The sequence below is a fragment of the Burkholderia sp. LFS061 genome, assembly GCF_047978125.1.
GTDB lineage: Bacteria > Pseudomonadota > Gammaproteobacteria > Burkholderiales > Burkholderiaceae > Burkholderia > Burkholderia pyrrocinia_C.
Window position 1 is genome coordinate 141804 of the sequence record NZ_JBFPFS010000012.1, and the last position, 21349, is coordinate 163152.

At 63.5% G+C, this 21349-nt stretch carries 18 protein-coding genes and 1 pseudogene; 8 read left to right on the forward strand and 11 right to left on the reverse strand.

Annotation, left to right across the window (positions count from 1 at the left end):
* Positions 1–82: 82 nt before the first annotated feature.
* A pseudogene (locus ACNQQL_RS14210) lies at positions 83–265 on the reverse strand (TetR family transcriptional regulator); the annotation flags it as partial.
* A 69-nt stretch (positions 266–334) separates the two neighbouring features.
* The gene (locus ACNQQL_RS14215; protein WP_347064464.1) at positions 335–1795 is read right to left on the reverse strand and encodes a TolC family protein; all 1461 of its coding nucleotides are present in this window, start codon (positions 1793–1795) and stop codon (positions 335–337) included.
* A gap of 78 nt (positions 1796–1873) precedes the next feature.
* Here ACNQQL_RS14215 and ACNQQL_RS14220 point away from each other — a divergent pair, with 78 nt between their 5' ends.
* From ACNQQL_RS14220 to ACNQQL_RS14240, 5 genes are all read left to right on the forward strand, one after another.
* Positions 1874–2491, forward strand: coding sequence for a TetR/AcrR family transcriptional regulator (locus ACNQQL_RS14220; RefSeq protein WP_072437890.1), 618 nt, complete (start codon positions 1874–1876; stop codon positions 2489–2491).
* 82 nt (positions 2492–2573) lie between these two features.
* Complete coding sequence (locus ACNQQL_RS14225) at positions 2574–3689, forward strand: efflux RND transporter periplasmic adaptor subunit (protein ID WP_347064465.1); 1116 nt, start codon at positions 2574–2576, stop codon at positions 3687–3689.
* A complete protein-coding gene (locus tag ACNQQL_RS14230) occupies positions 3686–6817 on the forward strand; it encodes an efflux RND transporter permease subunit (RefSeq protein ID WP_347064466.1) in 3132 nt (1043 codons plus the stop codon). The genes ACNQQL_RS14225 and ACNQQL_RS14230 overlap by 4 nt, the downstream gene beginning before the upstream one ends.
* Before the next feature lie 34 nt (positions 6818–6851).
* Entirely contained in the window at positions 6852–7658 is an 807-nt protein-coding gene (locus tag ACNQQL_RS14235) for an oxidoreductase (protein WP_347064491.1), read from the forward strand.
* Positions 7659–7680: 22 nt separating this feature from the next.
* Entirely contained in the window at positions 7681–7833 is a 153-nt protein-coding gene (locus ACNQQL_RS14240; protein ID WP_256260630.1) for a limonene-1,2-epoxide hydrolase family protein, read from the forward strand.
* 103 nt (positions 7834–7936) lie between these two features.
* Here ACNQQL_RS14240 and ACNQQL_RS14245 read toward each other — a convergent pair whose 3' ends face one another.
* Together ACNQQL_RS14245 and ACNQQL_RS14250 are read right to left on the reverse strand one after the other, a co-directional pair.
* A complete protein-coding gene (locus ACNQQL_RS14245) occupies positions 7937–9505 on the reverse strand; it encodes a tannase/feruloyl esterase family alpha/beta hydrolase (protein ID WP_347064467.1) in 1569 nt (522 codons plus the stop codon).
* A gap of 469 nt (positions 9506–9974) precedes the next feature.
* The gene (locus ACNQQL_RS14250; protein WP_347064468.1) at positions 9975–11630 is read right to left on the reverse strand and encodes an acyl-CoA synthetase; all 1656 of its coding nucleotides are present in this window, start codon (positions 11628–11630) and stop codon (positions 9975–9977) included.
* Positions 11631–11872: 242 nt separating this feature from the next.
* Here ACNQQL_RS14250 and ACNQQL_RS14255 point away from each other — a divergent pair, with 242 nt between their 5' ends.
* Positions 11873–12595 (forward strand): nitroreductase, encoded by a 723-nt coding sequence (locus tag ACNQQL_RS14255; RefSeq protein WP_347064469.1) that lies wholly within the window; start codon positions 11873–11875, stop codon positions 12593–12595.
* Positions 12596–12656: 61 nt separating this feature from the next.
* Complete coding sequence (locus ACNQQL_RS14260; protein WP_347064470.1) at positions 12657–14024, forward strand: MFS transporter; 1368 nt, start codon at positions 12657–12659, stop codon at positions 14022–14024.
* Positions 14025–14229: 205 nt separating this feature from the next.
* Here the strand turns inward: ACNQQL_RS14260 and ACNQQL_RS14265 are convergent, their stop codons facing one another.
* Positions 14230–14877, reverse strand: coding sequence for a TetR/AcrR family transcriptional regulator (locus ACNQQL_RS14265; protein ID WP_347064471.1), 648 nt, complete (start codon positions 14875–14877; stop codon positions 14230–14232).
* Positions 14878–15235: 358 nt separating this feature from the next.
* Between ACNQQL_RS14265 and ACNQQL_RS14270 the strand changes: the two genes are divergently transcribed.
* A complete protein-coding gene (locus tag ACNQQL_RS14270) occupies positions 15236–16036 on the forward strand; it encodes a Crp/Fnr family transcriptional regulator (protein ID WP_347064472.1) in 801 nt (266 codons plus the stop codon).
* Positions 16037–16100: 64 nt separating this feature from the next.
* Here ACNQQL_RS14270 and ACNQQL_RS14275 read toward each other — a convergent pair whose 3' ends face one another.
* The 6 genes from ACNQQL_RS14275 to catA form a co-directional block, all read right to left on the reverse strand.
* Positions 16101–16499, reverse strand: coding sequence for a RidA family protein (locus ACNQQL_RS14275; protein ID WP_072437883.1), 399 nt, complete (start codon positions 16497–16499; stop codon positions 16101–16103).
* Positions 16500–16571: 72 nt separating this feature from the next.
* Positions 16572–17360: a benzoate diol dehydrogenase BenD gene (gene benD / locus ACNQQL_RS14280; RefSeq protein ID WP_347064473.1), complete on the reverse strand. Its 789-nt coding sequence runs from the start codon at positions 17358–17360 to the stop codon at positions 16572–16574.
* Entirely contained in the window at positions 17357–18379 is a 1023-nt protein-coding gene (gene benC / locus ACNQQL_RS14285; RefSeq protein WP_347064474.1) for a benzoate 1,2-dioxygenase electron transfer component BenC, read from the reverse strand. Before benC ends, benD begins: the two co-directional genes overlap by 4 nt.
* Positions 18380–18418: 39 nt before the next feature.
* Complete coding sequence (gene benB / locus ACNQQL_RS14290; RefSeq protein WP_347064475.1) at positions 18419–18907, reverse strand: benzoate 1,2-dioxygenase small subunit; 489 nt, start codon at positions 18905–18907, stop codon at positions 18419–18421.
* Positions 18904–20262, reverse strand: coding sequence for a Rieske 2Fe-2S domain-containing protein (locus ACNQQL_RS14295; protein WP_347064476.1), 1359 nt, complete (start codon positions 20260–20262; stop codon positions 18904–18906). The genes benB and ACNQQL_RS14295 overlap by 4 nt, the downstream gene beginning before the upstream one ends.
* Positions 20263–20376: 114 nt before the next feature.
* Positions 20377–21312 carry a catechol 1,2-dioxygenase gene (gene catA, locus ACNQQL_RS14300; protein ID WP_347064477.1) on the reverse strand — a complete coding sequence of 312 codons (936 nt, stop codon included), beginning with the start codon at positions 21310–21312 and terminating at the stop codon, positions 20377–20379.
* Between the last annotated feature and the right edge of the window lie 37 nt (positions 21313–21349).

Below are 21349 nucleotides of genomic sequence, written 5' to 3' on the forward strand. Positions count from 1 at the left end.
CTTCGGCGGACGACGCGGCATCCGGCAACGTCTGCAGGACTCCCTGCATCTTCCGATGATCGACGCGAAGCAGTTCGATGAAAAGATCGTTCCTGCTGCTGAAGTTCGAGTAGAACCCGCCTCGGGTGTAGCCGGCGTGGGTGGCAATGTCCTCGACGCTGGTAGCGGACAGGCCTCTTTCGGCAATGCACGATGCCGCCGCATCGAGCAAGCGCTGCCGCGTTCGCTTGCGGCTTTCTGCCCGCATCATCCGTTTGGGTCGCATGCGGCAAAGTCCTCATCCCGGCAAGGAACAAGAGCCGCGTTCCCGGTAACTCCCTGGCATATACGGCCGCTATCGAGCGGCGACCGCTTCGGATGCGCCAGGTTGCCAGCCGCCACCGAGTGCCTTGAACGCGGCAACCGCTGCTCGTGCCGATTCTGTTTGCGCCTGCACGCGCTCATCGGAGGCACGCAGCAAGCTTTCATCGGCCTGCAAGACCTCGATCAGACTGACGACGCCCTTCTGGTAGGCCGCAAACGATGCCGCCCGCGCCCTGCCGAGCGAGTTCACTCCGTCGGCCAGAACGGTAGCCTGCTCCTCGCGCTTGACGAGCGCCGAGAACGCGTTTTCGACGTCCTCGGTGGCGTGCAGCGCGGCGAGCCGGTAGGCGGCCAGCATTTCGGCCTCCTGTCCTTTTGCCTGCGCGATCTGCGCATTGATCCGGCCGAAGTCGAACAGACGCCAGCGCAAGCCGAGCACGCCGGCAGCCTGATTCGCGCCGCCGGAAAACAGGTTGCCCGCGCCCATTGTCGTTGCGCTGCCGATCAGCCCGCTCAGCGAGAACTTCGGGTAATACTCGGCAATGGCCACACCGATGCGCGCGTTCGACGCCGCGACGCGACGCTCGGCCACGAGCAGGTCGGGCCGGCGCCTGAGCAGCTCTCGCGGGGATCCCATCGTCGCGATCTGCGGAGCAACCGGGATATCACCGTCGTCCAGAAGTTCGGCCCGATGCGTGCCGGGCTGCGAACCGAGCATCACATCGAGCGCATTCATCGATGCGTCCAGCGCCGCTTCCAGCACCGGGACAGATGCGCGAACCTGAGCCAGCGCGCCTTCGGCCTGCCTGACCTGAAGCTCCGCCGCCAGACCTTTTCCATACAACAGATTGATGGTCGACAGCAGATCCTGCTGCGTCTGCACCTGGCGCCGCGCGACCTTCAGGCGGCCCTGCAACCCGCGAATGACGATGTAAATGTCCGCGGTCTGCGCCGCGACGGCCAGCCGCGTCGCCACCGCCCCCGCTTCCGAGGCCCGATAGTCGGCGAGCGCCGCTTCCCGGCCGCGGCGCAGGCCGCCGAACACGTCGAGTTCCCAGCTCGCGCTGAAATTGGCCTCATAGTCGTTGCCGTAACGGTCGAAACCGGGCGTCGAATTCAACACCCGTCCCAACGGGGTCTCGACAGACTGGTAGACGCGCGCGGCCTGGCCGCTGACATTGCCGGACGGCAACAGCGCGGCGTTCGCCGACCCTAGCGCCGCGCGGGCCTGCGCGACGCGAGCTGCGGCCTGCGCAAGATCGAGGTTCTGCGCGAGCGCGAGCGTGACGAACTGCGTCAATTGCGGATCGCCGAAACCCGTCCACCACGTCGCGAGTTCGGCTTCGGCGGCCGCGTGCCGCTGCTCCACGGCGGCCTGGCCCTGGAACCGCTCCGGCATGGCCGGATCCGACTGCACGTAATCGGGCCCGACGGCGCAGCCGGCCGACAGAGCAGCGGCAAGAACCGCGGCAACGATGGGTTTGGGTAGCATGAGGGTCTTCGCAAGAATCCGGTAGTGACTATAATACCAAATAGTCACTCGTTGTCCATTCCTGTCAGCCCGCAGCCCATGAAAAAAGACGCCCCTTCCCCGATCCCCGCACGCGGTCCGGCCGACCACGACGTACGGGATCAGATCGTGGCCGCCGCCACCGAGCACTTCAGCCGGTACGGCTATGAAAAAACGACCGTGTCCGATCTCGCCAAGTCCATCGGCTTTTCGAAGGCGTATATCTACAAGTTCTTCGAGTCGAAGCAGGCGATCGGCGAAATGATCTGCGCGAACTGCCTGCACCAGATCGAAACCGACGTCCGGGCGGCCGTGGCCGACGCCGGCCTGCCGACCGAAAAGCTGCGGCGGATGTTCCGGGTCTTTACCGAAGCGAGCCTCCGGCTGTTTTTCCGCGATCGGAAGCTGTACGACATCGCCGCATCGGCCGCCACCGGGAACTGGCAGTCGGTGCAGGCGTACGAAGCGCGCGTGCAGACGCTGCTGCAGGACGTGCTGCAGGAAGGCCGCCAAAGCGGCGACTTCGAGCGCAAGACGCCGCTCGATGAAACCGCGATGGCGATCTACCTGGTCATGCGGCCGTATCTCAATCCGCTGCTGTTGCAGTACAACCTCGACACGACCGACGTCGCGCCCGCCCAACTGTCCAGCCTCGTGCTTCGCAGCCTGTCGCCGTGATGCGGCACCGTTTGTGACTATTGACTAATTTAGTCACTAGAACCACAATGAAAGTCCCGATCACTTCGCCAATGGGACTTTCATGCTTCGGCGTCGCCTCGCTCTCTCCGCACTCGCTTCCGCACTGCCCTTTGCGCTAGCCGCTTGCAGCGGAAAAGCACCTTCCGATCCGCGCACGGAGGCGCCGCTCGTGCGTACCGCCATCGTGCAGGCAGCGGCTCCCGCGTCCCGCTCGTTTACCGGCACCGTCGCCGCCCGCGTGCAGAGCGACCTCGGGTTTCGCGTGTCCGGCAAGGTGCTCGAGCGGCTCGTGGACGCCGGGCAAACCGTCAGGCGCGGCCAGCCGCTGATGCGGATCGATCCCGTCGACCTGAAGCTCGCGGCGCGCGCACGCGACGAGGCCGTCGCGGCCGCGCGGGCACGCGCGCGGCAGACTGCCGAGGACGAAGCCCGCTACCGCGACCTGCGCGGCACCGGCGCAATCTCGGCATCGGCGTATGACCAGGTCAAGGCGGCGGCCGATGCCGCGAAAGCGCAGCTGAGCGCTGCCGCGGCCAACGCCGACGTCGCGCGCAATGCGACCGGCTATGCGCAGCTCGTCGCGGACGGCGACGGCGTCGTCATGGAAACGCTGGCAGAGCCGGGCCAGGTCGTCAGCGCGGGCCAGCCGGTGGTACGCATCGCCCACGCCGGTAGCCGGGAAGCCGTGATCCAGCTGCCGGAAACCCTGCGCCCCGCCATCGGCTCGGCCGCGCAAGCCGAGCTGTTCGGCAAGCCGGGCGTGAGCGTTCCCGCGACGCTGCGCCAGCTCTCCGATACCGCGGATATCCGCACGCGCACCTTCGAAGCGCGCTATGTGCTGCAAGGCGCGCTGGCCGACGCCCCGTTGGGCACGACCGTCACGATCGAGATATCCGACGCGCGTGCGACGCTGGCGGGCGGCCTGCAGGTGCCGATCGGCGCGCTGCTCGACGCCGGCAAAGGGCCCGGCGTGTGGGTGGTCGCGGGCGAGCCGGCCAGGGTGGCGTGGCGGCCGGTCGCGGTCGAGCGTCTGGACGACGACAGCGCCCGCGTGTCCGGCGCATTGAAGCAAGGGGACCGGGTCGTCGCGCTCGGCGCGCAGTTGCTGCACGAAGGCGCACAGGTCCGGATGTCCGGTCAGACCGTCGCGGCGGCCAACGAGGGAGCACGGCCGTGAGCGAAGGTCGATTCAATCTGTCGGCGCTCGCCGTGCGCGAGCGCGCGATCACGCTGTTCCTGATCTGCCTGATCTCGCTGGCCGGGCTCGTTTCGTTCTTCAAGCTCGGCCGCGCGGAAGACCCGGCGTTCACGGTCAAGGTAATGACGATCGTCACCGCATGGCCGGGCGCCACCGCGCAGGAAATGCACGACCAGGTTGCCGAAAAGATCGAGAAGCGCATGCAGGAGCTGCGCTGGTACGACCGGACCGAAACCTATACGCGGCCCGGCCTCGCGTTCACGACGCTGACCTTGCTCGACAGCACGCCCCCGTCGGAAGTACAGGAGCAGTTCTATCAGGCGCGGAAAAAGATCGGCGACGAGGCAAGCAACCTTCCGGCCGGCGTGATCGGGCCGCTGGTCAACGACGAATATGCGGACGTCACCTTTGCGCTGTTCGCGCTGAAGGCGAAGGGCGAACCGCAGCGCCTGCTGGTGCGCGATGCGGAAACGCTGCGCCAGCGGCTGCTGCATGTGCCGGGCGTGAAGAAGGTCAACATCGTCGGCGAGCAGGCCGAACGCATCTACGTGCAGTTGTCGCACGACCGGCTCGCGACACTCGGCGTCAGCCCGCAGGACGTGTTCGCCGCGCTCAACGGCCAGAATGCGCTGACGCCCGCCGGCTCCGTCGAGACCCGCGGGCCGGAGATCTTCATTCGGCTGGACGGCGCGTTCGACAAGCTGCAGAAGATTCGCGACACGCCGATCGTCTCGCAGGGCCGCACGCTGAAACTGTCGGACATCGCCACCGTCGAGCGCGGTTATGAAGATCCGGCGACATTCATGATCCGCAACAACGGCGAACCCGCGCTGCTGCTGGGCATCGTGATGCGCGACGGCTGGAACGGGCTCGACCTCGGCCACGCGCTGGACAGCGAAGTCGGCGCGATCAATGGCGCGCTGCCGCTCGGCATGAGCCTCACCAAGGTCACCGATCAGGCCGTGAACATCAGCTCGGCCGTCGACGAGTTCATGGTCAAGTTCTTCGCCGCGCTGCTGGTGGTCATGCTGGTGAGCTTCGTCAGCATGGGCTGGCGCGTGGGCCTCGTCGTCGCCGCGGCCGTGCCGCTGACGCTGGCCGTCGTGTTCGTCGTGATGGCCGCGACCGGCAAGAACTTCGACCGCATCACGCTCGGTTCGCTGATCCTCGCGCTGGGGCTGCTGGTGGACGACGCGATCATCGCGATCGAAATGATGGTCGTGAAGATGGAGGAAGGCTACGGCCGCGTGGCCGCGTCGGCCTATGCGTGGAGCCATACGGCCGCGCCGATGCTGGCCGGCACGCTGGTGACCGCGGTCGGCTTCATGCCGAACGGCTTCGCACGCTCCACCGCCGGCGAATACACCAGCAACATGTTCTGGATCGTGGGAATCGCGCTGATCGCATCGTGGATCGTCGCGGTGGTCTTCACGCCGTATCTCGGCGTGAAGATGCTGCCCGACTTCAAGAAGGTCGAAGGCGGTCACGACGCGATCTACGCCACGCCCCGCTACAACCGTTTCCGCCAGGTGCTCGCACGCGTGATCGCGCGCAAATGGCTGGTCGCCGGGTCGGTCGTCGGCCTGTTCGTGCTGGCCATTCTCGGCATGGCGGTCGTCAAGAAGCAGTTCTTCCCGATCTCCGATCGACCCGAAGTGCTGGTCGAAGTGCAGATGCCGTACGGCACTTCGATCACACAAACGAGCGCCGCGACGGCAAAGGTCGAGGCATGGCTCGCCAAGCAAAAGGAAGCGAGGATCGTTACCGCCTATGTCGGCCAGGGTGCGCCACGCTTTTTCCTGGCAATGGGACCGGAACTGCCCGATCCGTCGTTCGCGAAGATCGTGATTCGCACGGACAGTCAGGAGGAACGCGATGCGCTGAAGGCGCGACTGCGGCGGGCGATCGCCGACGGTCTTGCACCCGAAGCACGGGTGCGCGTCACGCAACTCGTGTTCGGCCCGTATTCGCCGTTCCCGGTGGCCTACCGGATCACGGGCCCCGATCCGGACAAGCTGCGTGATATCGCAGTCGAGGTTCAGCACCTGATGGCAGGCAGCCCGATGATGCGCACGGTCAATGCCGACTGGGGCACGCGTGCGCCGACGCTGCACTTCACGTTGCAGCAGGATCGCTTGCAGGCGGTGGGGCTGACGTCCAGCGCCGTCGCGCAGCAACTGCAGTTCCTGCTTACCGGCGTGCCGGTCACTGCCGTGCGCGAGGATATTCGGACCGTGCAGGTCGTCGCGCGCTCGGCCGGCGATGCGCGGCTCGACCCGGCCCGCCTCGGCGACTTCACGCTCGCCGGTGCGAACGGGCAGCGCATTCCGTTGTCGCAGGTCGGCAAGGTCGACGTGCGGATGGAGGAGCCGATCATGCGCTGGCGCGATCGAGTGCCCACGATCACGGTGCGCGGCGATATCGCCGAGGGTCTGCAACCACCGGATGTCTCGACGGCGATCACCAAGCAGCTTCAGCCGATCATCGCGAAACTGCCGAGCGGTTATCGGATCGAGCAGGCCGGCTCCATCGAGGAATCGGGCAAGGCGACAGCCGCGATGCTGCCGCTGTTCCCGATCATGCTCGCGGTCACGCTGATCATCATCATCTTCCAGGTGCGCTCGATCTCCGCGATGGTGATGGTGTTCCTGACGAGCCCGCTCGGCCTGATCGGCGTGGTGCCGACGCTGATCCTGTTCGGGCAACCGTTCGGCATCAACGCGCTGGTCGGCCTCATTGCGCTGTCGGGCATCCTGATGCGCAACACGCTGATTCTGATCGGGCAGATCCATCAGAACGAACAGGCGGGCCTCGATCCGTTTCATGCGGTCGTCGAGGCGACCGTGCAGCGCGCGCGCCCGGTGATTCTCACGGCCATGGCGGCGGTGCTCGCATTCATCCCGCTGACCCATTCGGTGTTCTGGGGAACGCTCGCGTACACGCTGATCGGTGGCACGTTCGCCGGGACGGTCCTCACGCTGGTGTTCCTGCCGGCCATGTACGCGATCTGGTTCAGGATTCGGCCCGGCCATACCGCCGGTTCGCGCGATGGCCGACATGCGCCTGCCGAGCCCGTGCTCCAGCATGCGCTCGACGCGCGCGATTGACACCCCCTCCATTCATCGTATCGAAGGAAACAGCATGTCGAATTCCACCGTTGTTCTCGTGACCGGGGTGTCGTCGGGTATCGGGCGCGCCGCCGCAGAGAAGTTTGCCAAACGCGGGTGCCGCGTATTCGGCACCGTGCGCAGCATGGCCAGAACGGCACCCGTCGCCGGCGTCGAGCTGATCGAGATGGACGTTCGCGACGACGCGTCCGTTCAATCAGGTATTCGAACGATCGTCGATCGCGCCGGGCGTATCGACGTGCTCGTCAACAATGCGGGAACAAGCCTGATCGGCGCGGTGGAGGAAACCTCCGTGACGGAAGCAACGGCGTTGTTCGACACCAACGTGTTCAGCATCCTGCGTACGACCCAGGCCGTACTTCCGCACATGCGGGCACAACGGCGCGGACGGATCGTCAATGTCAGCTCGGTGCTCGGCTTTTTGCCGGCGCCATACATGGGACTCTATGCGGCGTCCAAGCACGCGGTGGAGGGGCTGACCGAAACGCTGGATCACGAGGTGCGCCAGTTCGGTATTCGCGCGACGCTGGTCGAACCGTCGTTTACGCGAACCAACCTGGACGTCAATGCGCCGCAAGCAAGCGCGCCGATCGCCGATTACGACCGCGAGCGAACGCTTGCATCGCGCGCGGTCGTCGACAGCGTGAAAACCGCGCCCGAGCCCGACGGCGTGGCCGCCACCATTGTCGAAGCGGCGCTCGGCGCATGGCGCATGCGGCGCACGCCGAACGGCGAGGCATCGCTTTTGCGCAAGTTGCGGCGCTTCATGCCGGCCGGCCCTGTCGATGCGAGCCTGAGAAAGAAATTCCGGCTCGCGTAATGCGGTTGGCAATGAAACGGCCTTGAACAAGAGCCGCCTGGTTGCTGCCAGCGGCGGCACGATCGTGCTGCCCGTCATGGGGACGCTCACGATCGAAGACGGCATGATCACCGTGTGGCGGGACTATTTCGATCCGACCGATTTCGATCGGCAGCTTGCGTTGATCGAGCGCTGAGTCGGGCATTCACGACATCGAGCGTCGAAATACATGATCGAAGGTCGAGCCTTTCGGCTCGACTCATGATTGACCGCGACCTATCGCCTCCGACGCGAAACGCTTACGGTGACGTACACGTATAGTTCTCCGCCAGCGTCGCCGCCTTTGCGTCATTGGAGGGTCCGGTGTAGCGCGGGTACTGCGGATACTGGCACAAGGGTCGGGTGAACGCCACGCTGCCATCCGTGTTCAACTTCGATGCAACAAGGTTCTCCGGCGCCTTGTCTTTCGTTACCCATTGATCCAGCACGGCCACCAGGTTGACGGAATCCGCACCCGGTCCGCCCGAGCAGTGATCAACCCCCGGCGCCTGGTAATACCGGGCGAACGAGCCAACCGTCGATGCACCGAGCGTAGCTTGCAGCTTCTGGTAATACGCCGTCGTTGCACGGTGACTCAATGCCATATCCGACGTGCCGTGCCAGAGAAGCAGCTTCCCGCCATGGCTGACGAACGGGCTCAGGTCCGCATTCGTCGCGCTATTGAGCGCAGCCATCGTGAACAATGCCGCCGTGTTCGAATTCCAGTCGTACGTCAGGGAATTCGCGTTGGGGTCATTGCTCAGATAGGACTTCACTGTCGCATCCTGAAGAAGGAACTGGGCCGAACCGCTACCGTTGCCCGTTGCGCCCGTGAGCCATTGCGGCCATCCGCCCGGATCGTCTTCATTTCCCGTCAGTGCCCAGCCTTGATAGGTGTACGCACCATTGGCAAAACTTGACGCACTCGTCCAGGTGTTCGCCACGGCAAGCTGAGCGTCGGATAGACACGAATCGCCAGCGTCGCTCCCGCCGGGACAGCGAAGCACCGCGGGATCGAAGTTGCATGCGGACGGGTTTGACACCACTCCATCCGCGATTCCGTCCGCAGCATCGCATTTGTCTCGAACCGCTTTCGCCAGTAGCAAAATCTTCCCGGCAGTGAATGCCGCCCCGGGGGCCGCGATCGCCTTGGCGTTGCGATTGAATGCGCCCATGAAGCCCGGCCAATCGTATGCCGGCGCCCGGACAATCACACCGTCGAAGAGATCGGGGTTCCGCTGGATAGCCATCAGGCCCTCGCGCCCGCCGTTGGAGCAGCCTTCGTAATACGACCGATCCGGTGCCTTGCCATAGACCAGATGCAGCATGTCCTTGGCGGCCGCAGCAGTCGTCGGAACCGAGCCTGAGCCGAACATGGATGCCAAAAAAGGATCCGCAGCGAATGAGGCGTCCGCGACGGAAGTACCGATGTGCCCGCCATTGCTTTGAACGATTGCGTATCCTGCCTTCAGGATTTCCGGTCCGCTCCATACGAAATTCTGGATCGAACCGTCGTAACCGCCACCGCCCGCATACAGCAGTTTGCCGTTCCAGTTATCGGGTAACTGCACCTGCATGACGAGTTGAGACGAGATCAGCGCCGAGACCTTGCAGTAGGCTGGACCGGCACTTGTCGCCGGCACCATCGATGCATCGGTTACCGATGCCCCCCCTGCGGACTTTCCCTTCAACGCGTCGCAGGCTTGTTGAGCTGACAGCGATATCCGGGGCGGTGGAGCGTCGTCGCTTCCACCACAACCCGATATTCCCATGGATGCAATGACGGCCAGGGTCATGGCCAACACCGGCTGTTTGGGCGTCTTTCTCACCTTTGTCTCCTCCTGATTGGAATCGCATAGCGCCATGGTCGAGCGCGCAAGGAAATGCTGCCCGCGTTGCGCGTCCACATTTGTCTTGCGAATGACATTCGACGGCTGCGTAAACCGTTTTCGGGAAAACACCTATCAGAAAATGGGCCGATGTGTCGCACGTCATCTTGTTATGCGACGAGCTTCGCACACCTTTCGAGAAAGTGATGCGGAGCCGCGAGCAGAGGTTTCGCCAGCGTTCCAGGCATCACGTAATTAAGTCATCCTGTTCGTCGGGCGGATCTCGCGACACGGTGCATTATCCCGGGCGAGTTTTCCGCGCACCCGGATTGACATCTCGTCCTTCGGAAATTTGCGAGCCCGATTTTTGGGTTCTTCGCGGAAAACCGTAGAGGGTTCGATAGCGATTGCGCAATTTGACGCCTGACTCCACGGAGGTCAGCGGGAGGAACCGCTCGATCGCAAGACACTACACGCCGGATAAAGCTGTAATGGCTTCTCGACTTCCGACCAGTTCCCGAAGCCGGAATTTCTGGATCTTTCCCGTGCCGGTCTTGGGCAGTACCCCGTAGACGACTCGAACAGGGCATTTGTAGTGGGCAATCCGTTCGCGGCAAAAGCCGATGATCTCGGCTTCGTCCGGGACCGAGGCACCTGGCTTCAACTCGATGAAGGCGCAGGGCGATTCACCCCATTTGGCATCGGGCTGGGCTACCACAGCGGCGATCAGAACCGCCGGATGCCGATGCAGAACGTCTTCGACTTCAACCGAAGAGATGTTCTCTCCCCCCGAGATGATGACGTCTTTCGAGCGGTCGGTGATCTGGATATAGCCGTCCGGATGCACCACGGCGACGTCGCCCGTATGGAACCACCCTCCGCTGAACGCAGCCGCTGTCGCGGCCTCGTTCTTGAGGTAGCCCTTCATCACGATATTGCCCCGGATCAGCAGTTCGCCTTGCGTCTTGCCGTCCCAAGGCACGGGCGTACCGCTACCCTGATCCGCGACGCGGAGTCCCTCCAGGCCCGCCGCCCGACTACCCTGTCTCGCCATCAGGCGCGCCTTGTCGTCCGGCAGCAGATCGTTCCAGGCGGGCTCGACGAAGCAACTCACGGGCGTACCCGACGCTTCGGTGATGCCGTAGACATGCTCGACGTCAAAGCCCATCTCCGACACGGCCTTCAGTACGGCAGCCGGTGGAGGCGAACCGGCCGTGCGCACACGAACGGTATGCGGCACCGGCAAGCGCTCCGCTTCGGAGGAACTGGCCAACGATGCGAGCACGATGGGCGCGGCGCAGAAATGATCGACGCGGTGCTGCCGAACGGCCTTGAAGATATTCGAGGCCGTCACCTTTCGCAGGCAAACATGCGTGCCCGCTGCCGCCGTAACGGCCCATGCGAAGCACCAGCCGTTCGCGTGAAACAACGGAAGCGTCCAGAGATATACCGGGCGACGCGGCATTCCCCAATCCGTCAGTTGAAGCATGCTCATCAGGTACGCGCCGCGGTGGCTCGGGACAACGCCCTTGGGGTCCGAAGTCGTTCCCGACGTGTAGTTCAAGGCGATTGCATCCCACTCGTCCGATGGCCAGACGCCGGAAAAATCGGGATCGCCTTCCGCAAGGAACGCCTCGTACTCGAGCTCACCTATCGGATCTCCAGACGCCGCTTCGATATCGGCAATATCAATGACCAGCGGCTTGTTCTCGAGCTGTTCAAGCGCGCTTGCCGCCAACGAAGAAAACTCCCTGTCCACCAACAAGATCTTGCATTCGCCATGACGCAGGATGAACCGGACGCCATCGGCGTCCAATCGGCAGTTGATCGCGTTGAGGACTGCCCCGGACAGCGGCACTCCGTGATGCGCTTCGACCATCGCCGGGGTGTTCGGAGCAACGATGGATACCGTGTCCCCACGCTTGATCCCGCGCTTGACCAGCGCGCTGGCTAGACGACGACACCGCTCCCGTGTCTGTTTCCATGACTGCGTCAATTCCCCGTGAACAATCGCAGTGCGATCGGGATACTGGTCCGCGCATCTGTCGAGAAAGTGAAGCGGTGTCAGCGGCACGTGATTGGCCGGCGTGCGATCCAGCCCTTTCCCATAGATGTTTTCGCTCATTTCCACGTCTCCTCATCGGTTTATGAATGCTCGTCCTTCCAGGCATCCCGTCTTTGATCTGCTACAGCAGTCTAGAGAAGGTTCGGCAGGCGAAATGTCACCCCCGAGACATTCCCGCGGAGCATGAAAATTTCATCGAAGCGAAACGCCGATTGTCTTGTGCAAGACATTGGTGCCGGAGGTAGATGGCTACTCTCGTCGTGTGGACATGCGGTCCGCATGACTGGATAGCGAGGTCGTAGATGGAACGAGTAGCAGCACCGCCGGATGAACTGTCAGCGATCCGGTCGGCCGTTGAATGGGCAATTACCACGCGACGCAGCGCAAGAGCCTATCTCCCGACGCCAGTGCCCGAGGCGACCATCAAGGCAATTCTTGACGTGGCTCGCTACGCGGCAACCGGCGTGAACATTCAACCGTGGAAAGTCCACGTCGTCACCGGCGCGGCTCGAGATCGCGTATGCAACGCGATCAAAAAAATCGACGCCGATCCGTCGCTGGCAGACATGCACGCCGATGAGTGGGACTACTACCCGAACGAATGGGTATCACCCTACATCGACCGGCGTCGCGCGCTCGGATGGACGCTATACGGGCTGCTCGGTATCCAGAAAGAAGACAAATCGAGGATGCGCGAACAGCACGGCCGCAACTACCAATTCTTCGATGCGCCCGTCGGGCTGTTCTTCACCATCGACCGCGTGATGCAGCAGGGCAGTCTGCTCGACTACGGGATGTTCTTGCAGAACATCATGATCGTCGCGCGCACCCATGGCATCAGCACGTGCCCGCAGGCCGCCTTCATGAAGTATCACAAGATCATCGAGAAAGAGCTTGCTCTCGAGTCCGGCGAAATGTTCCTGATCGGAATGAGCATGGGCTATGCGGACGAAAGCCGCATTGAAAACGCACTCGTCTCCGAGCGAGCGCCCTCTTCCTCTTTCACCGTCTATCACACCACCTGAATCCGCCCACAGAGCGGTCGCTTGCAGCATCCACGAAATCCATAAGGAAATGGAGGAGACAATGAGTAACGACATCGATGTTCAGAAGATTGTTCAGGGCGCAAGGCTCTCCCGGTTTCACGGCGTCATTCTGTTCTGGTGTGTGCTGATCCTGGTGCTCGACGGCTACGACCTCGCCGTCGTCGGCGCGGCGCTGCCGTCGATCATGAAGGATATGGGCGTCAATGCCGCAAAAGCCGGCTTCATGGCGAGCTCGGCACTGTTCGGCATGATGTTCGGCGCCATTTACCTCGGAACACTGGCTGACAAGATCGGTCGTCCGATTTCGATCTGTGCATGCATCGGGTTATTCAGCGTCTTTACCGCTGCGGCCGGTCTCACACACGATCCCGTGTCCTTTGGCATCACCCGGTTTCTGGCCGGCCTGGGAATCGGCGGCGTTCTTCCGATCGTAACCGCGCAGATGGGTGAGTTCGCACCGCGTGCCATCCGGGCGCGCCTCGTGACGATCGTGTTTGCCGGCTACTCGATCGGCGGGATTCTCGTCGCGCTGACCGGCAAGCAGATGATCGAATCCTATGGCTGGCAATCGGTCTTCTTCATTGCCGGGACACCGGTGTTGCTTATCCCGTTCATCCTGATGACGATGCCCGATTCTCTCGCTTTCCTGGTACGGAAAAATCGCACCGAGAAGATCGCAAGGATGATTCGGAAGATTGCACCGAATGTCCGGCTTCACCCCGGCGATCGGTTCGTCATACCGCAACAGGCAATGGGCAGCACGCCCGTGGCGAGCCTGTTCCGCGATGGCCGCGGATTCAGCACGGTCATGATCTGGATTGCGTTCTTCATGGGCCTCTTCATGGTGTACGCGCTGAGTTCCTGGCTGACGAAACTCATGGCAATGTCGGGCTACAGCCTGGGGTCGGCATTGACGTTCGTACTCGTCTTCAACGTCGGTGCCGTCGTAGGTGCAGTCGGCGGAGGGTGGCTTGGCGACAAGTACAACATCAAGTATGTGCTGGTTGCATTCTATGCTGCGGGAGCCGTCTCGCTGGCGTTGATGGGGTATACCAGGTCCACCGAACTGCTGTTCCTGATCGTGTTCGTGGTGGGCGGCTCGACGCTCGGAACCCAACTCCTGGCCTACGCGTATGCCGGGGAGTTCTACCCTGCGGTGATCAGATCGACGGGCGTCGGGTTCGCGTCGGGCGTCGGTCGCCTTGGCGCGATTGCCGCGCCCGTGCTGATCGGCATGTTGGTCACAATGCGCCTGCCCCTCGAACAGAATTTTCTGGCAATCGCTTTTGCGGGCGTACTTGGCACCATCGCGGTCACGATGATCGACCATCGCCGCAGCGCGGCATCTCTGCGCGATGCGGACATGGCTCCGACGCGCCTCGATGCCACGTCGTCCGCCAGCAGCTAGACGATTCATTCCAGGGTGGGGCCCGGTCGATGCCGATCGATAACGGCGCATCGATACCTGGTGATCAGGGTTCGCGTTCACGCGCCGAAGCTGCAAGATCGCCAGCGAAGAGGACGCAGCGCGGGCATTCGAAGCCGCAATCGTACCGGGCCCCTGCGGGAGATGCCGGCGAACCGTGCCTGCCGCGTCCCCGCAGACGATGTCGCTACCGCGCGACCGTTACCGGCAGTACCTGCGAGCCGGAAACTCCACGCAAGCAAAACGTGATGATAGCCGTCACGTGGGCGCTCATCTGCTCTGCATCGGGCGCGGCGCTGCTGGTTAACGGGACGACCAGTCCCTCGAAAAGACACCCGACAATGCAATCCGCCGAAGCCATCGCATCTTGTGCCGGGAACTCTCCATCCGCCATCCCCTGCTCGATGATGGTCTTGAATACCCTCGCCAACGCCCTGTGATAGGTCAGGCGCATTGCCTCGACATCGGGCTCGACAGGTTCGGCAACCAGCGCATAGGCCAGGCGCCGCCCTCGCAACGCGCGGCTGGCGAAAGTCCAGACCGCGGCGCCTAGCCGCTCTGCGGCTGTGCCGTCGCGCATGGCGATGCCCGCGACAACATCGACTTCACGCTGCGCCGTCGTCTTGACCACCTCGACCATCAGGTCCGTCTTCGATGCGAAATAGCGGTACAGCGTGCCGATCGCTATCCCGGCGGCTTCCGCGATCGCACACATTTGCGCGTCGCGAAACCCCACTTCGGCAACCAGATCGCGAGCAGCTTTCACGATCAACGGATGCTTGTCGGCCCCTCTGCGGCGAACGCGAACACGCGCCGGACTACCTAGAATTTCCATTTCATTTACCGTCACATCTGAAGCGCATGCTGGAATCCCGTCGTTCTTCCATGCACGACCATGATCACTGACGTCGAATCGTCTGACCGTTGAGCCCCTGTACGTCGCGAATGATACGCCTATGCGAAAAATCGAGCATGGGTTTGCAATGTGCCGGTACAAACACCTATCGCCCGCTTCTTGACAGCCAGTATGCCGGAATCTACTCTTAAGCGAACTTGAATTCTATTTAACGGATCGATCGACACCTCCAGATTTTCCGGACGGCGCACGGCTCTTCGCACCACGTGATCCGTGGCGCAAAGAGCCCTCACGCAACGGCACGCTACTGTTCCGAACGATGAATCAACTTTGTGGCATGCAAACCATCAAGGCAAAGCGGGAAGCGGCGCCTCCGGCCGCGGAGATAACCCGGCCCTGCAACTCGGAAGATCTCGGCGTCCGCAAACATGACGAAGGTCCCGGCAAATCCGAAGGCCTTGCCGTCGACGACTTTCTCGCCCGCTGCTCCTGGTACGGCAATCTGACCGATGGCCAAAGGGAGATAGTCAAGCGCGATTGCTTCGACAGGTCTTACAGTCCCGGTGCAATTGCTTGCCACCGGGGCGACGCCGTGGACCATTGGCTCGGTGTGATCGAAGGAATAGTCAAAGTCGATACCGCGTCGAAAAAAGGACGTGTCGTAACGTTCGCAGGTATCCCGGCAGGCTCGTGGTTCGGGGAAGGCAGCGTGTTGAAGGAAGAACCTCGCGCCTACTCCGTCACCGCGGTCCGGGACAGCCGGCTGGCCTTCATGCCTCGTTCGACATTTCTTTGGCTCCTGGAGAACAGCCACACGTTCAGCCGCTACGTGATCGACCAGCTCAACGCCCGATGCGGCTACTACATCGGTCTGGTTCAAAACTTGCGCATACACGAGGCGCCCGCCCGCGTGGCGTTTTGCCTGACCGAGCTGTTCAACCGGCAGTTGTATCCTGCTACGGCGATGACGCTGGGCTTCTCGCAGGAAGAGATCGGCAGGCTTTCGGGGCTCTCCCGCCAGAACGCCAATCGCGCGCTTCGCACGTTGGCCGATGCAGGCCTGATCCTCGCTGAATACGGGGCGGTGCACATCCTGGATCTTGAAGGCCTGAGGGAATTCGCGCATTCGGAGGATTGATCCCGTACGCAATCGACGCCAACGGCATACGCCGGATTCCTGACAAGTCGAGCACCATCGGCGATCACCGTTGCAGCACCGCCACCGCCTTGATCTCGACGATATAACCGGGCGACCCGCCCAGCATGTGCGCGCCGACCGCCGTCCACGCCGGCTTCGGATGCGCATCGATGTAACGGTCGCGAACCTGCATGAACAGCGGCAGGTCGCGCATGTCGGTGTGGAACGTCGTCAGGTCGACCACATCGTTGAACGATGCGCCGGCCGCGTCCAGCACACGTTTCAGGTTCTCGAACGCCTGCACGATCTGCGCTTCGCGGCCGTCGACCAGTTGCATCGCCGCGTCGCGGCCGATCTGGCCGGACACGTAAAGCGTATCGCCGACCTGCAGGCCCGGCGCGTAGCCGATTTTTTCGTACACCGCTTCCATTCCCGCCGGAACGATGGCTTTGCGATCACGCATGGATGTCTCCGTGGCCGGCGTCTCGGCGCCGGCCGGTTGATTGTCGATGAATAAAGGCAAGCGGCACACCGCTCAGCCCGTATCGCCGCCCGCGACCGGCAGCACCGTGCCGGTGATGTAGCTCGCCTCGTCGGATGCCAGAAACAGGATCGGCGCGATCTGCTCGTCGAGGCTGCCGTAACGCTTGAAGAACGTCGAATCGGTCACCTGCCGCACGGCTTCGCTCATCCACGCCTGTTCCTGCTCGCTGTCGCCGGCCGCATTGCGCGGCACGCGGCGCGGCGGCGCGCTGGTGCCGCCCGGCGCGGTCGCGACGACGCGGATGTTGTGCTCCGCGTATTCCATCGCGAGCGCCGCCGTCAGCGCATTGACGCCGCCTTTCGCCGCCGAATACGGCACGCGGCGAATCCCGCGCGTCGCGTTCGACGAGATGTTGACGATCGTGCCGCCGCCGCGCGCAAGCAGGTGCGGCAGCGCCGCGTGGCACGTGTAGAGCGTCGGCATCAGCGAGCGGCGGATTTCCGCGTCGATCTGTGCCGGCTCGAATTCGGCGAACGGGCGCATCCGAATCGCGCCGCCGACGCCGTTGATCAGGATGTCGATGCCGCCGAACGTCTGCACCGCACACGCGATCGCCGCGTGCGCGCCTTCGTAGGTTTCGAGATCCGCGACGAATCCGGCCGTCTCGCCGCCTGTCTCGCCGCCCATCGCTTCGGCCGCCACCTCGGCGACGAAATCCGCGCGATCGACGAACAGCACCTTGCCGCCTTCGGCCGCCGCGCGCAGCGCGACGCCGCGGCCGATGCCCTGCGCCGCGCCGGTAACGACGACGACCTTGCCCGAGAATCGTTGCATGATCATGCCGCCTTTGCCGTGACGTTGGGGGTGAACTTCTCGTAGTGGAAGCTGTTCGGCTTCACGCCTTCGTCGTCGAAGTACGTGCGCACCGCGTCGACCATCGGCGGCGGCCCGCACAGATAGACGTCGACGTCGCCGTCGTTCAGCGCATCGGCCGGAATGTGCTGCGTGACCCAGCCCTTGCGCGGATGGCCCGACCCGGCGTCCGCGACGACGGTTGCGAAGCTGAAGTTCGGCAGTTTCGCCGCATACGCTTCGATCGCGTCGACCAGCACGAGATCGAGATCGCGCGTCACGCCGTAGATCAGGTGCACCTTCTGCCGCGAACCGGTACGCGCCAGCACCTCGAGCATCGACAGGAACGGCGCGAGGCCCGTGCCGCCCGCGAGGAGCAGCAGCGGCCGCTGCACGTCGCGCAGGTAGAAGCTGCCGAGCGGCCCGTGCAGCTCCAGCTTGTCGCCCGGCCGCGCCGATTCGAGCCACGTGCTCATCACGCCGCCGGGAATCTTCTTGATCAGGAAGCTGACCTTCGCATCGGCCGGCGCCGACGAGAACGAATAGGAACGGTGCTGGCCGCTCGCGGGCACGTCGATGTTCACGTACTGGCCCGGCAGAAACACGGGCGCGGCCGCGCCGACGTCGAGTTCGAGCACGACGGCCGCATCGTTGTGCTGCTCGACCTTGGTCACCGTCGCGGCGAACCCGCTGTGGCCGGTCTTGCACGCGACCGACGACGTCGGCACCGCGATCACGCAATCGCTTTGCGGCACCATCTGGCAGGTCAGCACGAGGCCGCCGTCCTTTTCGTCTTCGGTGAGCGCGTCGTCGATGTAGTCTTCGCCGAGGTCGTAGCTGCCGCTTTCGGCGCGGCATTTGCAGGTGCCGCACACGCCGTCGGAACAGTCCATCGGCAAGTTGATCTTCGCGCGGAAAGCCGCATCGAGGACTTTCTCGCCGGCCTTGCAGTCGATGAAGCGGGTCACCCCGTCCTCGAAATTCAGTGCAATCTTGTAGCTGGACATGGCATCACCTCCACTTCCCTTCATGACAAAACAACGGCGTCAGACGTGATAGACGTCGAGCACCTGCCGGATGTAGTCGTTCTTCAGCACGATCTTCTTGTACGAGATCAGCCACGCGTCGCCCGCCCTGCGCAACGTGACGAACATCGTGCCGAAGAAGTGATCGGTCACGCGGTAACGATGGTTCAGCGTGTGAAAGTTGTAGCGCACGTCGGCCTCGTCGCCGCGTTCGGCCAGCACCTCGACGTTCGTCACGTTGTGGCTGGTACGCGGCTCGGGCGTCGACGCGCCGCTGCGCTCGGTCTTGATCCGGAACACGCGATCCTCGAGGCCGCCGCGATCCGGGTAGTACATCAGCGAGATCTGGCTCTGGTGGTCGTCGGTCGGCCGATCGTCGTCGTCCCATGCGGGCATCCAGTACGTGACGTCTTCCGCGTAACAGGTCAGCCACTCGTCCCACTGGCGATCGTCGAGCAGGCGCGCTTCGCGATACAACGCGGCGCAGATAGTCCGGTAATCGAAGTTCATGCCGCCACCTCCCCGCGTTCCTTCTTCAGCGCATCGCGCATCACCTGCACCCAGTGTTCGTGCTGGCACACGAACAGCCCTTCGTCCTCGCTGCGCTCGCCGGAAATGCGCGGGTTCAGCCCCATCTTCCTCGCGTTCTCGTCCGGGCCGTCGACCCACAGCGGCGCGCCGCGCGACAGGTCGTTCCACATCGCCGTGATGCCCGCGTAGCCTGCCTGGCATGCGCGGAACTCCTCGAGATCGTCGGCGGTACCCATGCCCGTCACATTGAAGAAATCCTCGTACTGACGAATACGGAGCGTACGGTCGGCTTCGCTCTCGCCCTTCGGCGCGAAACAGAAGATCGTGACTTCGGTCCTGTCGACGCCGAGCGGCCGCACGACGCGAATCTGCGTGCTGAACTGGTCCATCAGGAACACGTTCGGATACACGCACAGGTTGCGCGTCTGGTTGACGATGAAATCGGCCTGCACGTCGCCGACGCGCGCCTTGATCTCTTCACGGTGCTGGTACACGGGCCGCACTTCCGGGTTCATCGTTTTCGTCCACAGCAGGATGTGGCCGTTGTCGAAGCCGTACACGCCCGCGACCGACTTGCTCCAGCTGTTCGCGTCGACGGCCTTGGTGCCGTCTTCCTTGCGGCGGCCCATGGTCGCCGCGTAGTTCCAGTGCACGGTGCTGACGTGGTAGCCGTCGCAACCGTTCTCCATCTGCATCTTCCAGTTGCCTTCGTAGATGTAGGAAGAGTTGCCGCGCAGCACTTCGAGCCCGTTCGGCGCCTGGTCGACGATCTGGTCGATGATCACGCGCGTTTCGCCGAGGTAATCCTCGAGCGGCAGCACGTCGGCGCTGAGGCTGCCGAACAAGAAGCCGCGATAGTTCGCGAAGCGCGCGACCTTCTTCAGGTCGTGCGACCCGTTCGTGTTGAACTGCACCGGATACTCGGTCGTCTTCTCGTCCTTCACCTTCAGCAGCTTGCCGGTGTTCGAGAACGTCCAGCCGTGAAACGGGCACGTGAAGCTGCCCTTGTTGCCGTGCTTGCGGCGGCACAGCATCGCACCCTTGTGCGCGCACGCATTGATGACCGCGTGCAGCTCGCCGGCCTTGTCGCGCGTGACGACCACCGGCTGACGGCCGATCCACGTCGTGTAGTAGTCGTTGTTGTGCGGGATCTGGCTTTCGTGCGCCAGATACACCCAGTTGCTCTCGAAGATGTGCTTCATCTCGAGCTCGTACAGCTCGGCATTGGTGAAGATGTCGCGGCGGCAGCGGAATACGCCGGCCTCCTTGTCATCCTGCACGGCGGTGGCAAGCAGGTGATCCAGTTCGTTGGATTGGTCGAGGGTGGCGGACATGTTGGCTCCTCCCATGCGCGTGCCGCGTCCTGCAACGCACGCTCGCATCGGTATCGGTTGAATCTCTGGGGGACCCGGCCGGCGGCGGCGCATGCGCGCCGCGCCGGCGGGCGGTCAGGCCGTCGCGGCTGCGCGCAGGCGGTGGACGATCTGGTTGTCCTTGCCCTGTACCAGCGGCGTCAGCACGAAGTTGAACTCGATGTCCTGGTACGCATCGGCCTTCATGCCGAGCGCCGTGCCGCCGGTCTTGTCGACCACCGGCGGGATCAGTTCCTCGCGCGTCGCATACGCAAAGTCGTCCCAGATCAGCGGATCGCCGGCGATGTTGAACTGCGTCGTCAGCTTGCGGTGGTCGTGGCTGTCGACGAAGAAGTGCACGTGCGCCGGGCGGTTGCCGTGGCGGCCGAGGCCGTTCAGCAACTGCTGGGTCGCGCCCTGCGGCGGGCAGCCATAGCCGACCGGCATCAGCGTGCGGAATTCGTACTTGCCGTCGGCGCCCGTCCTCACCGCGCCGCGCAGGTTGAATTCGGTCTGCGCGCCGGTCGGGTCGAAGTGCGAGTAGAAGCCCTTCGAGTTCGCGTGCCAGCATTCGAGCACCGCGCCCGCTACCGGCTTGCCGTCGAGGCCGGTCACCGTGCCGTGGATCACGAGCGGGCCCGCGCCTTCGTCCGCGTCGAGGTCGATCTTCGATACGCCGTCGCGCACCGGCGCGCCCGCCACATACAGCGGCCCTTCGATCGTGCGCGGCGTGCCGCCGTCGAGGCCGACGGCCTTGTCCTCGGCATCCATCCGGATGTCGAGATACTTCTCGAGGCCGAGGCCGGCCGCGAGCAGCGCTGCTTCGCCATCCTGACCAAGCTTGTTCAGGTAGTTGACGCCGGCCCACACTTCGTCGGGTGTGATGTCGAGATCGTCGACCGCCTTGAACAGGTCGCCGAGCAGGCGCAGCACGATCTGCTGCGTGCGCGCGCTGCCGCCGTTGCCGCCGGCGTTCGACGCGGCCTTCAGCAGATCCTGCACTTCCCGGGTATCGAAAACTTTGACGCTCATGATGGTGTCTCCACGTGTATTTGGGGGAATGACGGCT

Coding starts and splice junctions, on each gene's coding strand:
- ACNQQL_RS14215 (WP_347064464.1), bottom strand. CDS start 1,795: ATGCTACCCAAACCCATCGTTGCCGCGGTTCTTGCCGCTGCTCTGTCG.
- ACNQQL_RS14220 (WP_072437890.1), top strand. CDS start 1,874: ATGAAAAAAGACGCCCCTTCCCCGATCCCCGCACGCGGTCCGGCCGAC.
- ACNQQL_RS14225 (WP_347064465.1), top strand. CDS start 2,574: ATGCTTCGGCGTCGCCTCGCTCTCTCCGCACTCGCTTCCGCACTGCCC.
- ACNQQL_RS14235 (WP_347064491.1), top strand. CDS start 6,852: ATGTCGAATTCCACCGTTGTTCTCGTGACCGGGGTGTCGTCGGGTATC.
- ACNQQL_RS14250 (WP_347064468.1), bottom strand. CDS start 11,630: ATGAGCGAAAACATCTATGGGAAAGGGCTGGATCGCACGCCGGCCAAT.
- ACNQQL_RS14255 (WP_347064469.1), top strand. CDS start 11,873: ATGGAACGAGTAGCAGCACCGCCGGATGAACTGTCAGCGATCCGGTCG.
- ACNQQL_RS14260 (WP_347064470.1), top strand. CDS start 12,657: ATGAGTAACGACATCGATGTTCAGAAGATTGTTCAGGGCGCAAGGCTC.
- ACNQQL_RS14265 (WP_347064471.1), bottom strand. CDS start 14,877: ATGGAAATTCTAGGTAGTCCGGCGCGTGTTCGCGTTCGCCGCAGAGGG.
- ACNQQL_RS14270 (WP_347064472.1), top strand. CDS start 15,236: ATGCAAACCATCAAGGCAAAGCGGGAAGCGGCGCCTCCGGCCGCGGAG.
- ACNQQL_RS14275 (WP_072437883.1), bottom strand. CDS start 16,499: ATGCGTGATCGCAAAGCCATCGTTCCGGCGGGAATGGAAGCGGTGTAC.
- benD (WP_347064473.1), bottom strand. CDS start 17,360: ATGATCATGCAACGATTCTCGGGCAAGGTCGTCGTCGTTACCGGCGCG.
- benC (WP_347064474.1), bottom strand. CDS start 18,379: ATGTCCAGCTACAAGATTGCACTGAATTTCGAGGACGGGGTGACCCGC.
- benB (WP_347064475.1), bottom strand. CDS start 18,907: ATGAACTTCGATTACCGGACTATCTGCGCCGCGTTGTATCGCGAAGCG.
- ACNQQL_RS14295 (WP_347064476.1), bottom strand. CDS start 20,262: ATGTCCGCCACCCTCGACCAATCCAACGAACTGGATCACCTGCTTGCC.
- catA (WP_347064477.1), bottom strand. CDS start 21,312: ATGAGCGTCAAAGTTTTCGATACCCGGGAAGTGCAGGATCTGCTGAAG.